17 protein-coding genes are annotated in these 15950 nt (G+C 32.3%); 6 read left to right on the top strand and 11 right to left on the bottom strand.

All coding sequences use genetic code 11. From position 1 onward, the window contains the following. The first annotated feature begins 16 nt into the window (after positions 1 to 16). Positions 17 to 1201 (top strand): Pycsar system effector family protein, encoded by a 1185-nt coding sequence (locus tag ACNQGD_RS11130; protein ID WP_417997050.1) that lies wholly within the window; start codon positions 17 to 19, stop codon positions 1199 to 1201. Here ACNQGD_RS11130 and ACNQGD_RS11135 read toward each other — a convergent pair. The 11 genes from ACNQGD_RS11135 to ACNQGD_RS11185 all read right to left on the bottom strand — a co-directional run bounded on the left by ACNQGD_RS11135 (position 1198) and on the right by ACNQGD_RS11185 (position 10521). Continuing rightward, on the bottom strand, positions 1198 to 3567 hold the full coding sequence (locus ACNQGD_RS11135) for a GAF domain-containing protein (protein WP_417999314.1): 2370 nt from the start codon (positions 3565 to 3567) through the stop codon (positions 1198 to 1200). The two genes, ACNQGD_RS11130 and ACNQGD_RS11135, sit on opposite strands and share 4 nt — an antisense overlap. Positions 3568 to 3895: 328 nt before the next feature. Next, on the bottom strand, positions 3896 to 4135 hold the full coding sequence (locus ACNQGD_RS11140) for a DUF1660 family phage protein (protein ID WP_417999315.1): 240 nt from the start codon (positions 4133 to 4135) through the stop codon (positions 3896 to 3898). Positions 4136 to 4369: 234 nt separating this feature from the next. Beyond that, positions 4370 to 5428: a nucleoid-associated protein gene (locus ACNQGD_RS11145; RefSeq protein ID WP_417994683.1), complete on the bottom strand. Its 1059-nt coding sequence runs from the start codon at positions 5426 to 5428 to the stop codon at positions 4370 to 4372. 88 nt (positions 5429 to 5516) lie between these two features. Then, positions 5517 to 6056, bottom strand: a complete 540-nt coding sequence (locus tag ACNQGD_RS11150) for an IS1096 element passenger TnpR family protein (RefSeq protein WP_417994684.1) — start codon at positions 6054 to 6056, stop codon at positions 5517 to 5519. A gap of 191 nt (positions 6057 to 6247) precedes the next feature. Further along, complete coding sequence (locus ACNQGD_RS11155) at positions 6248 to 6853, bottom strand: HPP family protein (RefSeq protein WP_417999316.1); 606 nt, start codon at positions 6851 to 6853, stop codon at positions 6248 to 6250. A gap of 6 nt (positions 6854 to 6859) precedes the next feature. Continuing rightward, positions 6860 to 8140: a chloride channel protein gene (locus ACNQGD_RS11160; protein ID WP_417997053.1), complete on the bottom strand. Its 1281-nt coding sequence runs from the start codon at positions 8138 to 8140 to the stop codon at positions 6860 to 6862. A 129-nt stretch (positions 8141 to 8269) separates the two neighbouring features. Then, positions 8270 to 8659 (bottom strand): SMU1112c/YaeR family gloxylase I-like metalloprotein, encoded by a 390-nt coding sequence (gloA2, locus tag ACNQGD_RS11165; RefSeq protein WP_417999317.1) that lies wholly within the window; start codon positions 8657 to 8659, stop codon positions 8270 to 8272. Position 8660: 1 nt separating this feature from the next. Further along, positions 8661 to 8921 carry a hypothetical protein gene (locus ACNQGD_RS11170; protein WP_417999318.1) on the bottom strand — a complete coding sequence of 87 codons (261 nt, stop codon included), beginning with the start codon at positions 8919 to 8921 and terminating at the stop codon, positions 8661 to 8663. 63 nt (positions 8922 to 8984) lie between these two features. Further along, on the bottom strand, positions 8985 to 9380 hold the full coding sequence (locus ACNQGD_RS11175) for a hypothetical protein (protein WP_417999319.1): 396 nt from the start codon (positions 9378 to 9380) through the stop codon (positions 8985 to 8987). Positions 9381 to 9463: 83 nt separating this feature from the next. Then, on the bottom strand, positions 9464 to 10021 hold the full coding sequence (locus tag ACNQGD_RS11180; protein WP_282716963.1) for a sugar O-acetyltransferase: 558 nt from the start codon (positions 10019 to 10021) through the stop codon (positions 9464 to 9466). 41 nt (positions 10022 to 10062) lie between these two features. Next, positions 10063 to 10521, bottom strand: a complete 459-nt coding sequence (locus tag ACNQGD_RS11185) for a YciI family protein (protein WP_417999320.1) — start codon at positions 10519 to 10521, stop codon at positions 10063 to 10065. A 178-nt stretch (positions 10522 to 10699) separates the two neighbouring features. Here ACNQGD_RS11185 and ACNQGD_RS11190 point away from each other — a divergent pair, with 178 nt between their 5' ends. From ACNQGD_RS11190 to ACNQGD_RS11210, 5 genes are all read left to right on the top strand, one after another. Next, positions 10700 to 12904, top strand: a complete 2205-nt coding sequence (locus ACNQGD_RS11190) for a TonB-dependent receptor (protein ID WP_417999321.1) — start codon at positions 10700 to 10702, stop codon at positions 12902 to 12904. Positions 12905 to 13114: 210 nt separating this feature from the next. Continuing rightward, positions 13115 to 13735 (top strand): tetratricopeptide repeat protein, encoded by a 621-nt coding sequence (locus ACNQGD_RS11195; RefSeq protein ID WP_417999322.1) that lies wholly within the window; start codon positions 13115 to 13117, stop codon positions 13733 to 13735. Positions 13736 to 13813: 78 nt separating this feature from the next. Next, positions 13814 to 15169 (top strand): histidine kinase, encoded by a 1356-nt coding sequence (locus tag ACNQGD_RS11200; RefSeq protein ID WP_417999323.1) that lies wholly within the window; start codon positions 13814 to 13816, stop codon positions 15167 to 15169. A 43-nt stretch (positions 15170 to 15212) separates the two neighbouring features. After that, complete coding sequence (locus ACNQGD_RS11205) at positions 15213 to 15518, top strand: 2TM domain-containing protein (RefSeq protein WP_417999324.1); 306 nt, start codon at positions 15213 to 15215, stop codon at positions 15516 to 15518. 68 nt (positions 15519 to 15586) lie between these two features. Beyond that, positions 15587 to 15922: a 2TM domain-containing protein gene (locus ACNQGD_RS11210; RefSeq protein ID WP_417999325.1), complete on the top strand. Its 336-nt coding sequence runs from the start codon at positions 15587 to 15589 to the stop codon at positions 15920 to 15922. Positions 15923 to 15950 lie beyond the last annotated feature (28 nt).

Genomic DNA, 15950 nt, shown 5'->3' on the forward strand with positions numbered 1-15950 from the left:
GTATAAAAATTTCTGTATGAACCTTATTGAACAAGTAGAAAATTTTGTTAGTAAATTACTCAAAGATAAACTTTCTCATTCATATACTTACCATAATTTTAATCACACCCGTGATGTAGTTAATGCTGTTGTAACACTTGCGGATAGTGAAGATATAATTACTTCTGACAAAGAGGTTTTAGTTGTTGCCGCTTGGTTTCATGACACAGGATATTTAAATGGTTGTACGAATCATGAAGATTCTAGTATTGTAATCGCTTCTGATTTCCTAACCAAAAAGGGAAAATCAGCAGACTATATTGAGAAAGTGGCAGGATTAATCAAAGCCACTGAAAAGGAATATGTTCCCCAAACACTTTTTGAAAAAATAATAAAAGATGCCGATTATTATCATATTTTGAGTGATGATTATATTTTTAGCTGCGAAGGTTTAAGAAACGAATGGAAAAACTTAGAAGGGAAATCTTTTACAGATAAAGATTGGGTTGTAGAAAACTTCAATTTTTTAGCGAATATTCATCGTTTTTATACGGATTATGCTTTAGAAAATTGGGTGCCTTTAAAGGAGAAAAACATAAAACGTCTTCAGAAAAAGATAAAAAAAATGAACTTGAAAACGAACAACGAATCTGAAATAGAATATAAAAAAAGAGAAAAAGAAGAAAAACCAGAGCGAGCTGTTGATACTTTATTTAGGGTAACATTAAATAATCATACCAGTTTAAGCGGTATTGCAGACAGTAAGGCCAATATTTTACTCTCCGTAAATGCAATTATTATTTCGATAGCACTTTCTACCTTAATTCCTAAATTAGACAGCCCAAAAAATGTTCATCTTATGGTTCCTACTTTTATAATGCTGATGTCCAGTGTGATTACTATTATTTTTGCAATACTTTCCACACGGCCAAAAGTGACCAAAGGAGTTTTTACCAGACAAGATATTGAAGCTAAAAAAGTGAATTTGCTCTTCTTTGGAAATTTCTATAAAATGCCTTTAGAGGAATACCAATGGGCTATGAACGAAATGATGAAAGACAAGGAATACCTTTATAACTCGATGATTAAGGATTTATATTTTTTGGGACTAGTTCTCGAGAAAAAATATCGTTTACTAAGAGTTGCTTATAATTTTTTCATGATAGGAATAATAATCTCGGTAATTTCTTTTGTAATTGCTTTTAAAATGGTTGGTTCTTAATTCAATTCATCCAGTAAATCTTGGTAAGAAAAGTTTTTTGGAGTTTGTTCCTTATTATCATTAATCACTTTTACCCTGATTGCTCTTAGCCCCGAAACTCCCTGTAATTCTTCCACTTCAAATTGTTCGATGGTTGGTTCCAATACCTTTTTAAATTGTAGAAATTTGATATAATTCAAATATTCTGTTTCCTCATTATTATGGGAATAGACAATTGTAATTTTTTCTTTTTCAGTAATTCTCTCTTTGCTTCCTTTGATATTGGCTTTGTCAATACGTTTTTTTACTACCTCGTAACGGGCATTGTAGGTGCCGTCAACGTCAAAACGTTTTTCATCCATTCTAAATCTAATAGAAATAGCGGAACTAAACACTAAAATCAAAGAAGTTACATCAAGTTCATAAGGCAAAGTAGATTTGAGTTGATGGTGTTCCAGCTCCATTTCGCACAACGTTTGCAATTGCCATAATCTCAAATTATGAAGATACATACTATCAAAATCTTTGCTAGGCGTAATTGATGAACCTATATAAAGATTGTGTTCCACACCATCGGTTTTGAAACGTTCATAATAATGCGGAAAAATATTTTGTGCTTCAACTTGTTTTTTATCCAGAATTGAAGCCAGTTTTTTATTGACAATAGACATGGCATTGTCAAATTTCTTTCTCGAATGGTAAAACATTCCTGTTTTTTCATCAAGACTTTCAAAGTAATTTTGCTCTAGCGTTTCACCTAGAGAATTAGTTTTTGTATTTCTTAAAATAGGATGTATTTCTTTTTCTATGTAAAGCTGAATTTGTTGTTCGGTATCCGCTTTTAATGGGAATTCCAGTTGATTGTAAAAGGATTGTAATTCAAATTTTCGTTGTTCGAATAAGACCAAATTAGTATTTGAATTTTGATTTCCGAAGATTTTTATAAGAGCATTTAGTTGATTTTTTAAATCTTCTTTTACCGTTTCATTTCTATGATTAGACGAGCCTTTAATATCTATTTGTCCATACAAAGGATATACTTCCTTGAATACAATTTCTTTGAAAATATAATCTTTATTTGGATTATTAGTTTGAAAATATTTAAGCGCTTCCCTTCTAAATTTCCAATAAACACTTGGGTGAATGGCTGTGTATTCTCTTTGAATGATAGCTTCTATTTGGTGTTGCATATCATTTTTATAACGCTCTAATGTGTCTACCAAGTATGGTAAAATCAAATCCAGATTGTTTGCATTAATACTGTTAAGTTCTCTTGGTTTTGCCGAAACTAATTCTATTATACCTAAAAGTTTGCCGTTTTTTATCACCGGAGCCAGAATACAGCTTTTAATATTGAGTTTTAAAAAATGCTCACCCAGTTTTTCATTTCCTTCATTTTTGGCAAATTTTTCAACGTTTGAAATTACAAAAGGTTTTTTTTGTTCTAAAATATTTTCCAATGAACAACCAAAAAGCGCATTTTTACAATCAACTTCTTGCATGTCGTGTAGAATAAAACTGTCTATTTTTTTGTCATCATAGGTAGGTTTTACAAACTTTTGATCTTCTTCGTTGTAAATGATAAAACCAACTTTTAGATCAGAAATTTTAAAAATAGAACGAAAAATAGTTTCAAAATCATTACTATTATCCGTCTGATGTTTTTCGGATTTTAAAAGACTGCTTTTCAAATTTGAAATCGCACTTTCAATAGACGCATCAAATAGCGATACGATTCCGAATCCTTTTAAAATCCAGCTTTCAGAAGGGAATTTTTCTTTCCATAAATCGATATTATCATAATTATCCATCAATAAATCAATATCTTCAACAGATAATGGTATCGCTTTATCAGTAGGGATAGTCTCTACAAAATCAGCATTATATAGAATTCTATAGTGCTTCATGATACCATTTTCATCTGGGATATCGTAAAACAGAGGTCCGTTGAAATCAAAATGTTGATCATAAAAGGTATTCAAAATTAAAATACAATTCATAATATAGAATTGATTTTGATCAAAATCTCTGATTGTCATGTCAAATGTTCGTCCAGCATTTTGAAGTATTTTTTTGAATCTTTCGCTGTAATTGAACGTGAAATTCTGAAAAAGAATGGTAGCTGCTTTAATTTCGTTTTGGGTCAGGGCAGTAGGGAAAAGATCCGCTAATAGATAATTTATTAGTGTTTCGTTTTCTTGAATTAGATTCAAATCCTCGATTCCAGTTCTGAATTCAGGGAAAGTTTCTATTTCTTTCAATAAAGCTTTGGCATAATTGGAGCGATAATTGACATTAGTAGTTGCGATTTTCTCTAAAGCTTCAATGAGTTTATGGAATGAAATTAGAGTTTTGAAGGGACTTTCTTTAAACAAATGATGATCCATCTGATAGTTTATTTAGATTACAAATTTACTAATAAACGAAATTGGATATACAAATTTCAGGTTCTTTTTTTTAAGAATTAGTACGATTCAAATTTATAAAATCATTTTTTTTTGAAGCTAAATGAGAGTTTTTTTTGAGCAGTTTATGAAAATTAACCATTGACAATGCAATTGTATCGTAGCAGTTTTTTTTGATTATTTTTTTGTCTCAATATCAAGATTGACTTTATCAATAATAAGATTAGCATGTTTTACTTTTTTTAAGATTATACATAAAATAATGGGTAATTTAGGAATCAAATGAACTCTAAGGAATTATGTGATAATTTCATACCGAATGAATTCTTTTATTATAGAAGCCTATGAGTGTTTCATTTATTTCTTTTAGTTCTGGCGTAAGAAATGTTTTTTTGCCTTTTTCATCGTTAGTTAGTTCAAGTTGGCAAACAGTGCATTTAAATTCCTTGAAATGATTTGTGACATTTCGGGTTGTAATTATTTTATGACCAAATAGTGAACACAGAATTTTTTTACTTAGAAATTTTTCTTTGAATTCGATTGCATTCATACTATTTGATTATTAAGATTTGGAGGGTAAAGGGGATTAAACTTAATTAATAATCACTTAAACATCAAATAAAACCGATGAAATGCATTTTGAGTTAATAAAAACAATAAAATTCTTATAGAAAAATAAAATATTTTCTCTAGCTTTATAATTCAAGATGTTATAAGTACATAAAAAAATCCCCAACTACTTAAGTAATTGGGGATTAAATATTTTAGATGTGTGAGAACAGTGCTAGCTTTTTTCTTCTTTGTTGAAATAAACTAAGTAGTAATACATTTGTTTTTCTTCGTCCCAGCCTTTTTCCACAAATTTTTCGGCGCTTTCTGGATTGATGAAATCCATTTTAATTTGAATGTGTGTATCTAAATTAATTACGTTTTTGATTGATTTTCTAGCATCAGAAACTGCTGCATTGGCAATTGGGAATGAGGTAACGTCTTCGATACTATATTTTTCCCCTTTGTCTATTTTGTAGTTTTTAAATTCTGGAATTAAATCCGGGTTGTCTAAAACTTCATTTAAGAAATTTGTTTCCTCGAATTGATCATTCTTTGCAAAATAGTTTACAGAACGGTTCATGAACATCACTTCTTCTTTCTTGTCCTCAGCAGGGAAAACAACATCTTTAGCAAAGTTCTGACAGAATTTCAAATACTTTTTAGTGATAAAGTTTTCATCCTCAAAAGCATCAACCGATAAGAAATGTTCTAGCCAATATCTGGCATCATAACGGTTGCTGTCGACCGTTAGGATTTTGTAACCCTCGTCTTTTTTATAATTGAAGATCAAACAACCTTTGTCCAATTTATTTAAACTCACACCTTGTTGCAAAATCATTTCTAAATGCGTTTCTTTCTCTTCAAATTGTAAAAAGTCAGCTTGTATCTCACTTTTGAAAATTCCTATTGCATCTACGACATTATTATCAATACTTACGTTTGTCAAGTAGGTAACGTACACTTCACCGTTCTTGATGTGAGGATGATTGGATTGTTCAAATAAGTGTTTTGTGATTTTTTGAGAAACTTCATGAATTGTATTTGGATTTTCAAAAATTTCTGTGGCAAACTTGAACATATCATTGTAATCCAAATCAATTTCATGGGCAAACTGAAAATAGTTTTCTTCTTTTTCTCTAAATGGTTTAAAGAAAAATTCTTTCATCAAAGGCACAATCTCATCATTCAGATTAAAAGGTTGCTCCGATAAAAAAATGGCTTCGTTTCTACTTTTATTACCAACTCTGTGAATTGATAAGCTTTCGATGTGTGTGTTATATAAATTGATCATGTTTTTATTTTTTTAGATAAAAGAACCAAGATGAAAGACAGTAAAAAGGTCTTTTATCTTGGCTCTTGATTCTTAATTGTATAATGCTTTAATTCCAGTTCTCCTCAAATCCATAGTCTTCAAAACTATCATCGCCTTCAAACATATCTAAATCATCTTCGTCCAATCCATCTTCAAATTCATCATTGTAGTCATCTGCATTGTCTGATTCAAAGTTTTTTTCCATCGCTTCATCAGGCATTTCTCCATGAGAAAAAATGGTTTCCGGATACGTATTTCCAGCAAGTTGATCTTCTACAGCAGCTAATTCTACCAGAAATGTCCACATGTTGATGAAATCATAAACATAGATAATTTTTGTATTTTGCTTATCTAATATATCAGATAATTGATAATCGCTCATGATTTTTTGCTCACCTGCCACATCACCGGTATCAAAAAGTGAGATCTCCTCTTCTTGATTCCAAGTTTCATCGCAAGTATAAAACGAAGCTACATCCATCCCGTCAAATCCGAAAGAATTGAAAATAGCATTGTGCAAATCTTCTAAAGTATCGTCTTCAAGTATTGCAATGTCTCTAAAAACATCTTCTTCCGCGTCTAGAATCACTCTAAATTTATAAACCATAATCTTTGTTTTTATTGAAAGTTCAAAGGTAAAATTTAATTTTTAGATTTAGATTTCAGATTTTCGATTTGTTAATAAGATTTTTGTGTATGGCGTTCAAAGGGAATAAGTGATTGATTGCCATTTATTCTAAAAGTATTTAGGTTTTAATACAAAATAAATGCGCTAATTATGCTCTATTTATAGGTAAGTTAAGAAAGACTTTTTTTAAACGTATCAACCAGTCTCTTTCTAATAATGTGATACTTTTTATGGTTAGGATAAGATCTGTTTGGGGTCATGTTATTAAAAATCAAAGCCACTACTAATAAAATTAGTACCCCGCTCAATACTGGATAAAAAACATACCAATAACCAAGATTTTTAATCTTTGGTGAGCCAATTATGGCAATCAAAGCAGTGGCGCCACCTGGAGGATGTAGTGTTTTTGTCATTTGCATTAAAACAATGGATAAGGAAACGGCTAGAGGCGCGGCTATCCATAAAATATCAGGAACAAATTTAGCGACAGTAACGCCTACAATTGCACAAACGACATGTCCGCCAACTAGATTTCTGGGTTGTGCCAATGGACTTTGGATAATTCCATAAATTAGTACGCTTGAAGCTCCAAAGGACCCAATTAAATAAACTACATCTACATGTAATAACGTTTTAGATTGCATGTAAGCAATTAAACCAATGCCTATAAATGAACCTAAAAAAGCCCAGAAATGTTCCTTAAAATCAATTAAAGTTTCTTTGTAAAGAATGTATTTGGTTTTACGATAACTCCTTTTTATTTTTTGAACAGGCATAGATAATTATTTTACTAAACTTGGAGAATAGGAGTATACTGTGAACGGATAAATCATTTTAGCTGTATATTTTGAAATTAAACAAACCACTAGAATTGGAAGAAACAACGTATAATCATTGGTTAATCCGCAAACTAAAAAGATGGAGGTAAACGGTGCATGAATACTGGCACTCAAAACGGCTGCCATTCCTATTATCATAAAGTTTATTGGAATTACATTTGCATTGAAATACGTGTTCAAAATTAAAGCAACTAATAGTCCTAAAAATGCGCCAATAAACAGACTTGGAGCAAAAACACCACCATCTCCTCCAGAGGCTAGAGTAACTGAAGTAACAATAGGCTTCAAAACTAAAATTCCGATGAAAGTGAGTCCCAATGAAAGTGAAAGTACAATCCCATTCGGATTGATAAAAATAGTTTTGATGGCATGATATCCTTCGCCATAAAGCTGTGGAAATACAAAAAGGGAAATACTTAAAACCACAGATCCGAAGATGATTTTGAAATAAGGTACTTTTATTTTTGAAAATTGTTCTTTAAAAAATAACACACAACGGGTTAAATAAACCGAATTTATTCCTGCTATAATCCCCAAAAGTATAAAGTAGGGAATTGCGCTAATGTGCCAAGTTGTAATGTTTACTGCAAACAAAGGTTTTTCGTCCAGCAAATAAATGAGTCCAAAAGCGATTGAAACGGCTATACCATTTGTTAGTAGAAACGCTCGAGTTACTTTTTTTGAGATTACTTCGAGTGAAAATAGAATTCCGGCAATTGGACTGCTGAATAATGCAGTTATTCCCGCCGCAACTCCTGCACAGATTAACTCGGTTTTGTATTGTCTGAATACATTTTGTTTCCTTTGTGCAACGGAACCAATAGTAGCCGAAGCCACAACTGTAGAAACTTCTATTCCGGTTGAGCCACCAAAAACTACGGTCAATAAACCGTTAATGAAATGGGAAGGAATTTTATAGCTGGGTAAATTCTTCGAATTGGAATTAGTACTTTCAAAAACTTCTTTAATGCCTTTATTTTCCTTTTTCTTGAATAAATATTCCCTGAGAAAATAAATAATTGACAATCCAAAAACAGGAAAAACAACAAAGAATATTGGATTTACAATCGTTTGATGAAAAAAGATTTCTTCGTAATATTCTGTTGTGTTTTTTAAAATGACACCTAAAAAAGCAGAAAGAAAACCAATTAGAATGGATACAATAACTAGTTTTTGAAGTTTAATGAATTGATAATTCTTTTTAATTTGTGCGGTATTGTTCATTTGAAAAAGTAATAGGTCTGATTATTACAAAATTAAAGAAACAAAATCAGATTTGAATCGAAAAATGGGTCGGACTGTTTTCTTTTGTGATTAATACATTTTTTTTACTTTTTTACAAACAAAAACGACTTATTTTTCATAAAACTCTATCGGTAAATCATCAGGATCTGCAATAAAGAAAAAACGTTTTTTAGTATGCTCATCCACACGAATTTCTTCTGAACTGATATTTTTATTCACTAAATAATCGCGCGTTAGTTGAATGTCGTCAACTTCAAAAGCTAAATGACGTAGTCCTGCCGCTTCTGGTTTTGAAGGGCGTTGCGGAGGATTTGGGAAGGAAAAAATCTCAACGATATAATTTCCGTTTAAGGCTAAATCCAGCTTATACGATTGTCTTTCTTCACGGTAAATTTCTTGAATAATGGTAAGTCCTAAAATGTTTGTATAAAATATTTTAGATTTTTGATAATCCGAACAAATAATGGCAATGTGGTGAACTTTATTGAGTTGTAGCATGTTATTTTAAATAAGTCATTATAGGAAGATTTGCGTTGGGATCTTGGGTCAAAGCGTCAGCATGAAGTTGATGAATCAGCGCTTTGGTTTCATCAATATCATTTATTCGAAAAAGAAAAAAAACTTCATTTTCATCATCGGCATTTTGCCAAAGATGCTCCAGAAACATATTGTTTTCAGCATGAAAGACTTTGTCTTTTTCTAGAATTTCCTTAATGACAGCGATAGGAACATTTTTAAGTTTTGCTATTAAATGTGGCATTTTTATTGAATTGATAAGGTATAAAAGGAAGAAAGCCCAATCAATTGATTAGGCTTTATTTTTTTATTTTTTTGCATCAGAACAAAGTCCAACAATCTCATGGAATGTGTCATGTAAATCAGTAATTGATTTCAAAATTGCGGCATCAGATCCATTTGAAGTAACTAATTTATTTAGTGCTTTGCTTTTTAATTGTAATCGTTCAGCCGAAGCTAAAATAGCGTTTGTTCTAAATTCTGCAGGAATATCAGACTTTAATAACATGGCGGCTTTGTTCATCATTTCTTCAGAACGTGCTTTGGTTGGGGCAAGATTTCCTTCTTCAGCAGGATGAAATGTTTGTGAGATTACTTCGTGAAATTCTTTTATGGCAGGCCATTTTTCGAAAGTGGATTGTGCCGAAACGGGCTTTGCGACAACAATAAGTACCAAAACTAGAAATGTTTTGAGATGTTTCATGATGATTTTATAAAGGTTAAATGTTTATAACAAAGATAAGAAATTTTAGTTTTGAGGAGTCGTAATTCAGGTTTGGATATTCATTAAACATTCAATTTCCGAATCACTTTTGCCGGATTTCCTACTGCCAAAGAATTGTCAGGAATATCTTTTGTTACTACTGAACCTGCTCCAATTACACAGCCATTCCCAATGGTAATACCAGGGCAAATAACTGAATTTCCGCCAATCCAGCAATCATCACCAATGGTTATTGGCAATGCATTTTCTAATGTTTTTCTCAGTTCAGCATCCAGCGGATGCGTTGCGGTGTACAATTGCACTCCCGGTGCAAAAAAGACATTCGAACCAATAGTGACTTTGGCACAATCCAAAACAACGCAATTTACATTGAAATAAACATTTTCGCCGCAACTGATATTGTATCCGTAGTCACAAAAAAATGGAGGTTCAATGTAAAGATTTGGTCCTGCATTAGGAATTAATTCTTTTAGTATTTCGCGTGCTTTTTTTGTTACCCTGTATTCGGTAACATTTAATCGGTGGAGTAAATTTTTAGATTTTCGTCTGTCTTTTACTAAAACAGGATCGCCTGCCAAATAATATTCTCCGGCAATCATTTTTTCTTTTTCAGTTGTCATAGTTTTTTCAATTTAAGCAATACAATTAGTCATTTTTGCTATTACATTTTAGTTTTAGTTATTTTATCATGGATTTTTAGTGTTTCCTGCAGTGCCGCACTACCATACCAAAGCGTCATTTCTGCTTCCAGAAGTTTCGATTGTACCGCTGGATCTGAAGCTACAAATGTTTTAGCTTCTTCAATACTACTGGCGTTAAAAATATAAATGCCTCTGTAATTTCGTTCGTTTTTCATGAAAGGACCCGCCACAACCAGTTTCCCTTCTTTTACTAATTGATTGATATTGGCCATGTGTCCTTCAAATAATTTTTTAGTTTCTTCTTTTGTTGCGGTTGAATTGCTTCCTGTTTTTAATAGACAAAAAACATATTGCTTCATTCCGTAATCATCTGCTTTCAGCGATTTTGCCAGCTTTTCATCAAATGCTGATTCCGTTTCCTGAGAAAATAGTACGGTGCTAAAAGAGAACAATAAAAGGAATAAGATTGATTTTTTCATTTTTAGAGAATTTGGTTGTATACAAATTTAAGGTTTTCATTATAAAATAAAAAATGCATGATTTCAAATTCGAAATGTATTAGGAAAACAACTCATCCTATAATTTCAACAGTTCAGTACTAATTTTTTCTGCTTGTGATTTTTGAGGTAGATATTTGTTGCATGAAAATCAAACATCATGAAACCAACAATCATGAAACAATCAAATCACTCTAACAGAAGGCTTAAATTTATTTTTGAGTTTGCCTTTTTAATATTCAGCTTGACTATTTTTTCACAAAATACAATTTCAGGAAAAGTGGTGGATGAGAAAGGAAAACCGGTTTCTGGTGCTACTATTTTTATTGAAGGAACTTATGACGGCGCATCCAGTAGTGAAACGGGGAATTTTAGCTTTACAACCACAACAATCGGGAATCAAACTTTGGTGGTGAGTTTCCTGATTTATGAAACTTCAAAAACAGTAATTGATGTGACTAATTTTCAAAATAAAACTATCAAATTACGAGAGAGTGTTACATCGCTTGACGCAGTTGTGATTACAGCAGGAACATTAGAAGCGGGCGATAAAGCAAGAGTTTCGGTTTTAAAACCATTAGACATCGTAACTACAGCGGGTTCTGCGGGAAATATTATTGCGGCTTTGCAAACGTTACCGGGAACACAAACGGTAGGCGAGGACGGGCGATTGTTTGTTCGTGGTGGCGAGGCCAATGAAACACAAACGTTTGTAGATGGGATTCGGGTAGCACAACCGTATGGCGCAACCACGAATAATTTGCCTACGCGAGGCCGGTTTTCTCCTTTTTTATTCAGCGGAATATCATTCTCTACAGGTGGTTATTCAGCGGAATATGGCGAAGCGTTATCCAGTGTTCTGTTATTGAATACACAAGATGATCCAGACCAAAATAAAACGGAAATCGCTTTGATGACCGTTGGTTTAGGAATTGGAAATACCCAAAAATGGAAAAAAAGTTCGTTGAGCGTCAATGCAAATTACATCAATTTAGCGCCTTATCAAGCTTTGATTCCTCAAAATGCAGACTGGAACAGTCCTTTTCAATCGTTGTCTGGAGAAACGGTGTATCGCTATAATTTCAATAATGGGATTTTGAAAGTCTATGCTGCTTTTGACGCTTCAAAATTCGATATTAATCAAGAAAACATTAATTCGCCAGATAAAATCAGGGTTGATTTAAACAACAATAATTTCTATTTGAATTCGTCTTACAAAGGCATTTTTGGAAACAATTGGCAAATTACTTCCGGGTTTAGTTATGGCTACAGCAACAACAAAATAAATTTGGATTCAAATAAAGTGGCGAATGATGAAAATGCAGCCCATTTGAAATTAAAATTAAGAAAAAGCTTTTCTGACCGATTGAAACTATCTTTTGGAGCGGATTATTTTGTTACCCAATTCAATGAAGATTTTAAGGAAAATACAGGTTCGGTTTTCACCAATGGATACGAGGCTAGCATTGCGGCAATTTATACGGAAGCTGATATTTTCTTCTCTAAAAAATGGGCGGCCAAAGTAGGAATAAGGGCTTCGAATAACGATTTGCTGAATGAAACTGCTATTTCACCCCGAATTTCGTTTGCGTATAAAATGGCTAAAAACAGTCAGTTTTCATTTGCTTATGGCGATTTTACCCAAACTCCAAGTGTGGAATACATCAAATATTCTAACAACCATCAATTTGAAAGTGAAAAAGCATCGCATTACATTTTGAATTTTCAATACAATAAAAATGGAAAAACCTTTCGCGCTGAAACCTATTTTAAAGACTACAGCAATCTAGTAAAATTTGACACCCAAATGGCGGCGTATAATTCGGTTTATGACAATACTGGTTCTGGTTATGCAAAAGGATTGGATTTGTTCTGGAGAGACGGAAAATCAATCAAAAACATAGAATATTGGGTTTCCTATTCGTACATCGATACGGAAAGAGATTATAAAAATTTCAGTTCCCAAGTGACACCTAGTTTTGTTGCGGATCACAGCTTATCAGTTGTTACAAAATACTGGATAAATGACTGGAAATCGCAAATAGGCTTTACAAATTCATACAGTTCCGGACGTCCTTACAACAATCCAAACGAAGTAAAATTCATGAATGGAAAAACAAAATCGTACAACAGTTTGAGTTTCAATTGGGCGTATTTAGTATCACAGCAAAAGATTTTATATTTCTCAGTTTCAAATGTTTTAAGAAGTCAAAATGTTTTTGGATACGAATATGCGAACAATCCTGATAATGCCGGCTTTTACAACAGAAAAGAAATTGTTCCTACGGCTGATCGTTTTTTCTTCGTAGGATTCTTTTGGACAATTAGCAACGATAAAAAAGACAATCAGTTGAGGAATCTTTAAAGCGAGTCATAAAGTTAAAGGTCTAATGTCTTTGTAAACTCTTTCGACTTTATGACTTTACGACTTTGGACTAAATGACAATTCATCCATTAAATTCTACAGTTCAGTAGCTATAAATTTTAAACCAATACAAACCGAGATACTTTTGAAGTGTAAATTATTACAACGTTTCAATCATCAAAAAAAACAACCTTTTAAAAACAAGAAATCATGACTAAAGTTATCACCACAATCGTATTTTTTATCTGTAGTTTAGTGTCGGCTCAAGGGCAATTCGAACAAGGAATGGGAAAAGCATTTCAACTTTGGGGCGAAGGAAAAAACACGGAAGCTTCTGATTTATTCGAAAGAATAGCCAGTGCTGAAAAAACAAGTTGGTTGCCGAATTATTACGTTGCATTAGTGAATACCACAACTGCTTTTAGAACAAAAGATAAAGATCAAATGAATTTATTACTTTCGAAAGCACAAAAATCATTGGATATAGAAATGGATAAAAATCCAAATAATGCCGAATTAATGGTGATGCAAGCGATGATTCATACCGCTTGGATTGCTTTTGACCCGATGACAAACGGACAAAAATTATCTGGAACGGTTATGGAATTGTACAGAAAAGCACAGGCAATTGCGCCGGAAAATCCAAGAGTAGTTTTTGGTAAAGCCGAATTTGAAATTGGTGGCGCCAAATTTTGGGGAACGGATACTAAGCCAATGTGTGTGCAAATTGAAAAAGCTATTGGACTTTTTGCTATTTTTAAACCGGAAACACCTTTCTCACCAAAATGGGGTTTAGAAAGAGCTTTAGAAGCACAGAAAAATTGTAAATAGCAAGTAGAAGTAAGAAGGGAATAAAGTAATTTTCAAGTCTTTTGTTTCTGCGGGAGTCGAAATAAATATCAAAATAAAATGAATAGAATAAATAAAGAACTTCAAAGAGCGATAAAATTGACACTTATTATTTTTGTAGTGATTCAATTAGTCAATGTGATAATGGGGAGTGATTTTTATTTTGGTAAAAGGCTTCTAGTCAATTTTTTATTTACAATGATGTATACTTTTTCTTTATACACTACAAACATGTTCCTTTTTTGGAAATTGGACTCTTACTTTGAAGATAGATTTTCGGTAAAAAGATTGACGCTGGGTTTTATAGGTTCGTTTTTAGTTTCATTAGCAGTTATTTTTTTAATGCACGTATTTGAAGAAGTAGTGTATAATAAAAATTCTTTTGACTATTTCTTGGCAAACGAAAAACCTTCAAGTTATTTAGCATCAATAATTATCACTTTTTTTGTCACATTATCCATTTATACGATTTCATTTTATAAAGGGTATAATGAGAACAAAGTCAAGGAACAGAAAATTATTGCAGGAACAGCAAATGCAAAATTCGAGAGTTTAAAAAATCAAATTGATCCTCATTTTCTTTTTAACAGTTTAAATGTATTAAGCTCTTTGATTGAAGAAAATCCAGATAACGCGCAACGGTTTACAATTTCATTATCAAAGATTTATCGCTATGTATTAGAACAAAAAGATAAAGAGTTGGTTTCGCTTGAAGAGGAGTTGGCTTTCGCCAAAACTTATATGAATTTATTGAAAATGCGTTTTGAAAACAGTTTGTTTTATGAATTGCCAATCCAAAATGATGGGATTGCTTCGTCCCGCGCAATGACAGAAGCCAAAGTAGTACCGCTCTCTTTACAACTTTTATTAGAGAACACAGTGAAGCATAATGTGGTTAGTGAGCAAAGGCCATTACACATTCGGATTTATGTTGAGGGCGATTATTTAGCCGTTCAAAACGATTATCAAAAGAAAGAAGTGTTGCAAGAACGTCAAGGTGTTGGTTTGCAGAATATCGTCAACAGGTATGGAATTATAACCAACAGAAAAGTCTTGGTTATTCAAAATGAAAAAACATTTACAGTCAAAATACCTCTTTTGACAAAACAAATTACAGTTATGGAAACAACTACAAATTTCAATGAAGATAAGGCTTATTACAGAGCTAAAAAACGAGTGGATGAGCTTAAAGGTTTTTACGGAAACTTGATCTCTTACTGTTGTGTTATTCCGTTTTTAATTTATATCAATTTAACTTTTTCGCCACATTTTCAATGGTTTTGGTTTTCTGCAGCCGGATGGGGATTTGGATTGACGATGCATGCTTTAAAGGTTTTTGGTTACAGTTCTAATTGGGAACAAAGAAAAATTCAAGAAATTTTGCGCAAAGAGGAGCAGAAACAAACTTGGAAATAAGAATATGAGCTGTTATAAACGTAAAAAAATTAAATAAGAAATTATGGAAAATACATATCAAAACGAAGAGCGCTATTTTAAAGCAAAAAAACAAGTGGAAGAAATTAAAGGTTTCTATGGGAACTTAACAGCCTATATTGTCTTTAATATTGCTCTCTTAATTATAAATTTAGTGACATCTCCTGAGCATTTATGGTTTTTTTGGCCTATGTCAGGGTGGGGAATTGGAGTAATTTTTCATGGCATGAAAGTCTTTAATTATATGCCATTTTTTGGTAAAGATTGGGAAGAACAAAAAATCAAAGAGTTTATGGATAAAGAAAATGAGAGAAAAGATACCTGGACGTAAAGTCACAATTCTTCTATTACAATTGAATTGCTTTTTTTAAATAGTAAATGACACTTAATATCAGTAAAATGAAAAGAAATTTTAATTCTGAGTTTGAAGGATTTCAGCCAGAAGACAAATACGCTGCCGCCCAACGGGAAGCCAAGCGATTGAAAGGGTTTTATACGCATTTAATAGTATATATAGCCATAAATATAATGATTGTATTCCTCAATGTTAGAGATTTGGATCCAGGAGAAAGCTATTTCAAAATAGAGAATTTCTTTACTGCATTCTTTTGGGGAATAGGAATAGTGGTACACGGATTTTCTGTTTTCTTGCCCAATTGGATTTTTGGAAGAAACTGGGAAGAGAAAAAAATCAAGGAGTTGATGGAGAAAGAGAAAAGTGAAAAATGGGAGTGAAATAAGTGTTCAGCCGCAATTTTCAGTA

Origin of the sequence: Flavobacterium glucosi (genome assembly GCF_048286535.1) — a bacterium.
Lineage (GTDB): Bacteria > Bacteroidota > Bacteroidia > Flavobacteriales > Flavobacteriaceae > Flavobacterium.

Excerpts from the sequence above, each read along its gene's own strand:
- ACNQGD_RS11130 (WP_417997050.1), top strand. The coding sequence starts at position 17 with ATGAACCTTATTGAACAAGTAGAAAATTTTGTTAGTAAATTACTCAAA.
- ACNQGD_RS11135 (WP_417999314.1), bottom strand. The coding sequence starts at position 3,567 with ATGGATCATCATTTGTTTAAAGAAAGTCCCTTCAAAACTCTAATTTCA.
- ACNQGD_RS11140 (WP_417999315.1), bottom strand. The coding sequence starts at position 4,135 with ATGAATGCAATCGAATTCAAAGAAAAATTTCTAAGTAAAAAAATTCTG.
- ACNQGD_RS11145 (WP_417994683.1), bottom strand. The coding sequence starts at position 5,428 with ATGATCAATTTATATAACACACACATCGAAAGCTTATCAATTCACAGA.
- ACNQGD_RS11150 (WP_417994684.1), bottom strand. The coding sequence starts at position 6,056 with ATGGTTTATAAATTTAGAGTGATTCTAGACGCGGAAGAAGATGTTTTT.
- ACNQGD_RS11155 (WP_417999316.1), bottom strand. The coding sequence starts at position 6,853 with ATGCCTGTTCAAAAAATAAAAAGGAGTTATCGTAAAACCAAATACATT.
- ACNQGD_RS11160 (WP_417997053.1), bottom strand. The coding sequence starts at position 8,140 with ATGAACAATACCGCACAAATTAAAAAGAATTATCAATTCATTAAACTT.
- gloA2 (WP_417999317.1), bottom strand. The coding sequence starts at position 8,659 with ATGCTACAACTCAATAAAGTTCACCACATTGCCATTATTTGTTCGGAT.
- ACNQGD_RS11170 (WP_417999318.1), bottom strand. The coding sequence starts at position 8,921 with ATGCCACATTTAATAGCAAAACTTAAAAATGTTCCTATCGCTGTCATT.
- ACNQGD_RS11175 (WP_417999319.1), bottom strand. The coding sequence starts at position 9,380 with ATGAAACATCTCAAAACATTTCTAGTTTTGGTACTTATTGTTGTCGCA.
- ACNQGD_RS11180 (WP_282716963.1), bottom strand. The coding sequence starts at position 10,021 with ATGACAACTGAAAAAGAAAAAATGATTGCCGGAGAATATTATTTGGCA.
- ACNQGD_RS11185 (WP_417999320.1), bottom strand. The coding sequence starts at position 10,521 with ATGAAAAAATCAATCTTATTCCTTTTATTGTTCTCTTTTAGCACCGTA.
- ACNQGD_RS11190 (WP_417999321.1), top strand. The coding sequence starts at position 10,700 with ATGAAACCAACAATCATGAAACAATCAAATCACTCTAACAGAAGGCTT.
- ACNQGD_RS11195 (WP_417999322.1), top strand. The coding sequence starts at position 13,115 with ATGACTAAAGTTATCACCACAATCGTATTTTTTATCTGTAGTTTAGTG.
- ACNQGD_RS11200 (WP_417999323.1), top strand. The coding sequence starts at position 13,814 with ATGAATAGAATAAATAAAGAACTTCAAAGAGCGATAAAATTGACACTT.
- ACNQGD_RS11205 (WP_417999324.1), top strand. The coding sequence starts at position 15,213 with ATGGAAAATACATATCAAAACGAAGAGCGCTATTTTAAAGCAAAAAAA.
- ACNQGD_RS11210 (WP_417999325.1), top strand. The coding sequence starts at position 15,587 with ATGAAAAGAAATTTTAATTCTGAGTTTGAAGGATTTCAGCCAGAAGAC.